Genomic DNA, 6,750 nt, shown 5'->3' on the forward strand with positions numbered 1-6,750 from the left:
GCACAACGAAATGCACGGTTCTGGAAGTCGTTCCGCAGGAGCTCATCCGCTACACCTGGAAGAACCCACCTCTGGACACCGTCGTGACCTGGAAACTCATACCTGAAGGGCAAGGCACGGGGGTTTTCGTCGAACACTCAGGATTCGACCTGGACGACCCGACACAGCTCAGGGCGCACAAAGGAATGGGTAGCGGCTGGAAGAGCAGCATTCTCGCCCAGCTGGCCGTCCACGTACAGGACTGAAATTCCCAGCCAGAATCAGTTCAGAACGTACCTGGGTAGGCGCCTCCGTCTATCAGGACGTTCTGACCGGTGATGTAGGACGCCTGGCTCGAGCACAGGAAAGCGCACGTCGCCCCGAACTCGGCGGGGTCGCCGAAGCGTCCGGTCGGGATCCCGGTGGGCTCCGGCATCGTGCCGTCACCGGTCTCGGTCAGCCGTGCGGTGGCGAACCTGCCAGGCAACAGATTGTTGATGGTCACATTGGACGACGCGAGCTGCGGTTGGCGGGCCACACCAGCAATGAAGCCGGTCAATCCGCTGCGTGCGCCGTTGGACAGGCCGAGCTTCGCGATCGGGGCCTTCACCGCCGCCGAGGTGATGTTGACGACCCGGCCGAAGCCACGCCCGGCCATGTCGTCCACGGTGGCGTTGATCAGTTCGACGGGGGTGAGCATGTTCTGGCGGATCGCGGCGAGCCAGGTGTCCTCGTCCCAGTCGCGGAAGTCCCCGGTCGGCGGTCCCCCGGCGTTGGTGACCAGGATGTCGATCTGTGGTGCGGCGTCCAGCAGTTCAGCGCGTACCTCGGGTTCCGTCACCGATCCGACGACCTCGCGGACCTCCACACCGGTGCGTCGTAGCTGCACCGCTGCCTCAGCGAGGGCATCACTCCCCCGGGCATTGACGACGAGATTCACCCCCTCGTTCGCGAGCGCTGCCGCGCACCCGAACCCCAGCCCCTTGCTCGAAGCTCCCACCACGGCCCAACGCCCTGCAATTCCAAGATCCATGGTGCCAGCCTAGCCATATCCCGCGGGCAGGACCCCGGGGCAGAGCCAGGACGGAGTCAGGACGGGGTACTGTCCCTCCGCCGCCCCACACCGTCGAGGATCGTCGCCAGGCCGAAGGCGTAGACAGCCTTCTGGTCGGTGATCGCCTGATACTTTTCGCCGACGGCACTGCCCACCCGCCCGGAGATCGGGTAGCTGCCCTCCGGCATGACCTCGGCAAGTACCGGCCCGTTGACCTCCCACCACTGCGCATCGCTGATCCCGGAGGTCTGCGCCAGCCGTTCGGCGCCGAGGTCGGCCTGGGCACTGGCCGTGGCATGGGCGGTGACCAGGCTGATGGTGTGGTCCATGGCGATGTCGTCGAGCCCGCAGCCCTCCAGGGCGGTGAGCTGCCATTCGTAGCGGGCGGAGATGTTCGGCCCGATCATCGGGCGGTGGCTCTGCGCACCGATCAACCAGGGGTGGTCGTGGATCTCATCCCAGGTCACCTGCGAGACGGTGCGCAGCCGATCGCGCCAGCCGTCGGAGGTTTCGGCGTCCCCGACGCTGTCGGCGGCGTCCTTGAACGTCGGTAGATCAACCCGCCCCATCACCTGGTCGACCATGAGGCCCAGCAGTTCGTCCCGGCCTGGGATGTAGGTGTACAGCGTGGCCGCCGAGGTGCCGAGCTTCTCGGCGAGCCGGCGGATCGACAGCCCCGACAGGTCCGCCAGTCCGTCCAGCCCCGCCCCGTCGGCCTCGGCGATGGCGGTGTCGACGACCTCGTCGAGGGTCCATTTTTTCCTCGGTCCGCGCGCACCGGACTCCTCGCCCAACTGGTGGCGCCAGAGCAGCCGGAGCATGCGGTCGGTGGAGTTCTCAGCCATGGTTGACACCATACTCCGAACGGCGTACGTTAAAAAGTCCTTCAAGTCCGAACACTGTTAGGAGTTTTGGGTGAATGCTGCACCATCCCCTGCCCTTCATGCCCTCGACCTCGTCAAAACCTACGGCGACAAGCGCGCACTCGACGGCTTCACCCTCACCGTCGCACCAGGGACGATCCATGGCCTCCTCGGGCCCAACGGCGCCGGGAAGTCCACCGCCGTCGGGATCTTGACCACCCTCACCAGTCACGACGGTGGCACCGCCCGGGTCTCCGGGATCGACGTCTCCGACGGCACGTCGGTCCGTCAGCGGATCGGGTTGGTCGGCCAGGACGCCGCAGTGGACGAGATCCTCAGCGGACACCAGAACCTGGTGATGTTCGCCCGGCTGCTCGGCCTGTCCCGCAAGGACGCCGCCCGGCGAGCCACCGAACTGCTGAAGCAGTTCTCCCTCACCGAGGCCGCCGATCGTCCGGCATCCGGCTACTCCGGAGGCATGCGGCGCCGCCTCGACATCGCCGTGTCACTGATCCGGAATCCTGACGTCCTGTTCCTCGACGAGCCCACCACCGGCCTCGACCCGCAGGGACGCCTGGATGTCTGGGACGCGATCACCCGCGCCGCGTCCGAGGGAACCACCGTCCTGCTGACCACCCAGTACCTTGAGGAGGCCGACCGCCTCGCCGACCGGATCTCGATCATGAAAGACGGCCGTGTGATTGCCGAAGGCACCCCGGAAGAACTCAAGGGCGCACTCGGCGGCGACCGGATCGACCTCACATTCGGCCCGGACGTTGCACCGGCCGATATCCTCGCCGCCCTGAACTGCACCCGGTCCGGGGCCGATGTCACCGAGGACGACCTCACGGTCACACCGGAGAGCACGTTCATCAGCGTCCCCGCGCCACGCGGGGCCACCGATCTCACTGACACCGTCCGCGCACTCGACGTCGCCGGCATCCCTCCCAGCGACATCGCACTGCGGCGTCCCACCCTCGACGAGGTCTTCCTCGCCGTCACCGCACACCCGGACCGATCACACCAGGACCGGCCCGAGAAGGAGACAGCATGACCACCACTGCACCCACTCACCCCACTCACCCCACTCACCCCACTCAGCCCACTCAATCCACGAACAGCCTGCGCAGCGGACTCATCCTCACTCGCCGCGAACTGCAGCACTGGGCGCGCCAACCGCTGACACCCATCTTCGGCATCATGTTCACGATCATGCTGTTGCTGATGTTCGCCCTGCTCTTCGGCGGGTCCATCGACCTGCCCGGCGGCGGGGACTACATCCACTTCCTGCTGCCCGGCATGATGGCCCTGTCCATGATGTTCGGGGTCGAGGCCACGACCACGGCCATGGCCAATGACGCGAAGAAGGGGATCACCGACCGCTTCCGTTCCCTGCCCATCGGCGACACCTCCGTCGCTTTCGGCCGGGTCGGTGCGGACATGATCACCTCGACGGTCGAGTTGACTGTCCTGATCGTCGGTGGTCTGTTGCTCGGCTGGGGAATCACCGGCTCACCCGCCGAGGCCCTGCTGGCAGTCGTCCTCCTGCTCTGGTTCCGGATGGCGGTGCTGTGGATCGGCATCTACCTGGGACTGACCATCGGCCGCAACGAAGGCGCGGGCATGTTGGTCCAGGTCCTCGTCTGGCCGGTCGGCTTCCTGTCGGCGGCATTCGTCTCCCCGGAGTTCATGCCGTCCTGGCTGGAACCGGTCGCCACCTGGAACCCGATCTCGGCGACCGCCACCGCAGTCCGTGAACTCTTCGGCAACCCGACTGGCTACACCGGTGGCCTGCTCGCCGACCATGCCGTCCTCGCGGCGGTGATCTGGCCCCTGGTCCTGCTGGCGGTCTTCGTCCCGCTGTCGGCGAGGGCCTACCGTCGACTCAGCAGGTAGGACGTGCACCTGCCCCGGCCCAGGCGTCACCGGTTAGACTGGACGGCCATGGTCGACAGCACGCACCCTGACTCCGGAATGATCCGCGTCCACGACGCCCACCTGCGCAATCTCCGTCACGTGGATGTCGAACTGCCGCGGGACTGCCTGGTGGCGATCACCGGCGTCTCCGGATCCGGCAAGTCCTCCCTGGCGTTCGGGACGATCCACGGTGAGGCACAACGCCGGTACCTGGAGTCCGTCGCCCCCTTCGCCCGCCGACTGATCGCCGGGGCGGTCGACCCGAAGGTCGCCCGCGTCGAGGGACTGCCGCCGAGTGTCGCACTCGAGCAGGCCCGCTCTGCCGGCGGTGCCCGCTCGACAGTAGGCACCTTCTCCACGGTGTCGAACTCGGTGCGTCTGTTGTTCTCCCGGTGCGGTGAGTACCCGGATGCTCTGGTGGACCGGGTCGGACGCCTGGATTCCGACCACTTCTCCCCCAACACCGCCGCCGGCATGTGCCCGACGTGCCAGGGCACCGGCACCGTCCACGCCCCCACCGAGGCGTCGATGGTGCCGGACGCTTCACTGTCGATCGACGACGGAGCCGTCGCCGCCTGGCCCGGCGCGTGGCTGGGCAAGAATTTCCACGACATCCTGGTCACCCTCGGCTACGACACCGACGTGCCCTGGTCGCAGTTGTCCCGGGAGGACCGGGACTGGATCCTGTTCACCGAGGACAAGCCGGTGGTCACCGTCCACCCGGTGCGTGGCGCCCACCAGATCCAGCGCACCTACGACGGAACGTGGCGGTCAGTGGCGGTGTACCTGCGCGAGACGCTGGCCTCCACCGGGTCGGACACCACGCGCAACCGCGTGTTGTCCTTCATGGAGGAGTCCACCTGCCCGGACTGCCAAGGCCGCCGGCTCACCAGTGACGCCCTGGCGGTGACCTACCGCGGGTTCGCGGTCGACGAACTCAATGCACTCTCCTTGGACGAGGTGCTCACGGTCGTGAACCGTGGGCCGGGTGCTACACCGGATACCGCGCCCGAAACTGCGCCACTCGACTCCACCGCCGAGGCCGAGCGCCTGCTGCTGGACCAGGTCGTCCCGACGCTCACTGCCGCGATCGATCTCGGCCTGGGCCATCTGAGTCTGGACCGCCCCGCGCGGACCCTGTCCGCCGGGGAGATGCAGCGACTGCGGTTGGCGTCCCAACTGCACTCCGGCCTGTTCGGGGTCGTGTACGTCCTCGATGAACCGTCGGCGGGACTGCACCCGACCGAGCGCACCGCGGTGCGGGACCTGATGCGTCGTTTCGTCGACGCCGGCAACAGTGTGATCCTCGTGGAGCATGACATGTCCTTGGTCGCAGGCGCCGATTGGGTGATCGACGTCGGCCCCGGTGCCGGCGAGCACGGCGGTCAGGTGCTGTGGTCGGGTCCGGTGGCAGGACAGCAGACGGGGTTGGCGGGCCGGGACACCCCCACCGGCCGGGCGCTCGCCGCGTCCTTCCCCACCCTGACCGGGGATGTAGATGCCCCGCGGACGGCCACCTCGCAGGTGCCGGTCCGCACCACCGAGCGCACCCTCGACATCGACACCACCGTCGGGCTCGGCCAGTTCACGGCGGTCAGCGGGGTCTCCGGGTCAGGCAAGTCGACGTTGGTCTCACAGGTACTCCCCTCGCTCCTGGAGGATGAGGGGCTGCGCACCCTGCTGATCACCCAGCAGCCCATCGGTCGCACGCCGCGCTCCACGCTGGCGACCTACACCGGTCTGTTCGACCGGGTGCGCAAACTCTTCGCGTCCACCGGGGAGGCGCGGAAGCGCGGCTGGACGGTGTCGCGGTTCTCCTACAACGTCACCGAAGGACGCTGCCCGACCTGCAACGGGGAAGGCACGATCGAGGTGGAGCTGGTGTTCCTGCCGGGCAGTTACACCACCTGCCCGGACTGCCACGGCGCCCGGTACAACGCCGAAACCCTCCAGGTCACCTGGCACGGCTACACGGTGGCCGACATTCTGGACCTCACCGTCGCCGAGGCCGGGGACGTCTTCGCCGACGAGCCGCAGATTGCCGCTGTCCTGCAGGCGTTGCATGCGGTCGGACTGGACTACCTGCGGTTGGGCCAGGGTGCCCCGGAGCTCTCCGGCGGCGAGGCGCAGCGCATCAAGCTGGCCACCGAGCTGCAGCGCTCCAGTAGGACGCGGCGACGTACCCCGACGGTGCACCTGTTGGACGAGCCGACGACCGGACTGCACCCGGCGGACGTGGATCTGCTGGTCACCGAACTGCACCGCCTGGTGGACGCCGGGGATTCCGTCGTGGTCGTCGAGCATGACCTGCGGGTTGTCGCCCAGGCCGACCGGGTGATCGACTTAGGTCCCGGTGCGGGTGCCGACGGTGGACGCATCATCGCCGACGGGACGCCAGCCGAGGTTGCGGGGACGGATACCGCGACCGGACGAGCACTGTCCACGTCCTCCAGTTAACCCAGCCCCACCGCAGCCGCGGCGTGGATTGCATCGGTCAGTGCCTCCAGGGTGTCGGATTCCAGCCGCCACCGCTGCCAGTACAGCGGCACCTCGTGGACGTCGTCGCTGAGCCGGACCATGGTGCCGGCGTCCACGAACGCGGAGGCCGAGGGAACCGGGACCACCGTCCAGCCGAGACCTGCGACGACGGCGTCGTTGAGCCCTTCGAAGCTGGGGATCCGGGAAACCCGGCGACCCGGGTCCGGGGTGATGCCGTGCAGGTCGAGGATGTCGTCGGTCATCCGGTCATGCTCACCGATGATGAGCAGCGGCAGGGATCCCCATCCGGCTGTGCCGTCTGTGTCGCCTGTGCCGTCTGCGTTTTCTGTGCCCAGTTGCTCGGCAAGTGCCGGGGAGCAGACCGGCCAGTACCGCAGCACCCCGAGCGGCTCGACCTCACATCCGGAGACCGGGTCGGCGGAGGCGGTGACCACACCC

At 67.8% G+C, this 6,750-nt stretch carries 7 protein-coding genes; 4 read left to right on the plus strand and 3 right to left on the minus strand.

Features of this window, described 5'->3' with window-relative positions; all coding sequences use genetic code 11:
• A partial coding sequence (locus ACTXPP_RS13775; protein WP_443342644.1) for an SRPBCC family protein occupies positions 1–245 on the plus strand: 245 nt, incomplete at its 5' end.
• Between the two features lie 20 nt (positions 246–265).
• On the opposite strand, the gene ACTXPP_RS13780 is transcribed toward ACTXPP_RS13775, so the two are convergent.
• On the minus strand, positions 266–1,012 hold the full coding sequence (locus ACTXPP_RS13780) for an SDR family oxidoreductase (protein ID WP_301524715.1): 747 nt from the start codon (positions 1,010–1,012) through the stop codon (positions 266–268).
• Between the two features lie 56 nt (positions 1,013–1,068).
• Positions 1,069–1,878 carry a TetR/AcrR family transcriptional regulator gene (locus ACTXPP_RS13785; protein WP_301520781.1) on the minus strand — a complete coding sequence of 270 codons (810 nt, stop codon included), beginning with the start codon at positions 1,876–1,878 and terminating at the stop codon, positions 1,069–1,071.
• Between the two features lie 70 nt (positions 1,879–1,948).
• Between ACTXPP_RS13785 and ACTXPP_RS13790 the strand changes: the two genes are divergently transcribed.
• The 3 genes from ACTXPP_RS13790 to ACTXPP_RS13800 are packed head-to-tail and all read left to right on the plus strand — an operon-like array spanning position 1,949 to position 6,270.
• Positions 1,949–2,950 carry an ATP-binding cassette domain-containing protein gene (locus tag ACTXPP_RS13790; protein ID WP_301496415.1) on the plus strand — a complete coding sequence of 334 codons (1,002 nt, stop codon included), beginning with the start codon at positions 1,949–1,951 and terminating at the stop codon, positions 2,948–2,950.
• Positions 2,947–3,792, plus strand: coding sequence for an ABC transporter permease (locus ACTXPP_RS13795; RefSeq protein WP_301496417.1), 846 nt, complete (start codon positions 2,947–2,949; stop codon positions 3,790–3,792). Before ACTXPP_RS13790 ends, ACTXPP_RS13795 begins: the two co-directional genes overlap by 4 nt.
• Before the next feature lie 48 nt (positions 3,793–3,840).
• The gene (locus tag ACTXPP_RS13800; RefSeq protein WP_443342647.1) at positions 3,841–6,270 is read left to right on the plus strand and encodes an ATP-binding cassette domain-containing protein; all 2,430 of its coding nucleotides are present in this window, start codon (positions 3,841–3,843) and stop codon (positions 6,268–6,270) included.
• Here the strand turns inward: ACTXPP_RS13800 and ACTXPP_RS13805 are convergent.
• The coding region (locus tag ACTXPP_RS13805; RefSeq protein ID WP_443342649.1) for a LysR substrate-binding domain-containing protein at positions 6,267–6,750 on the minus strand (484 nt) is incomplete at its 5' end. The genes ACTXPP_RS13800 and ACTXPP_RS13805 overlap by 4 nt on opposite strands.

It is taken from the genome of Candidatus Corynebacterium faecigallinarum, from assembly GCF_052264515.1.
Taxonomy (GTDB): Bacteria; Actinomycetota; Actinomycetes; order Mycobacteriales; family Mycobacteriaceae; genus Corynebacterium; species Corynebacterium faecigallinarum.

Bases quoted from the DNA above. Each gene is read 5' to 3' on its own strand.
- ACTXPP_RS13800 (WP_443342647.1), top strand. From the start codon at position 3,841: ATGGTCGACAGCACGCACCCTGACTCCGGAATGATCCGCGTCCACGAC.
- ACTXPP_RS13795 (WP_301496417.1), top strand. From the start codon at position 2,947: ATGACCACCACTGCACCCACTCACCCCACTCACCCCACTCACCCCACT.
- ACTXPP_RS13780 (WP_301524715.1), bottom strand. From the start codon at position 1,012: ATGGATCTTGGAATTGCAGGGCGTTGGGCCGTGGTGGGAGCTTCGAGC.
- ACTXPP_RS13785 (WP_301520781.1), bottom strand. From the start codon at position 1,878: ATGGCTGAGAACTCCACCGACCGCATGCTCCGGCTGCTCTGGCGCCAC.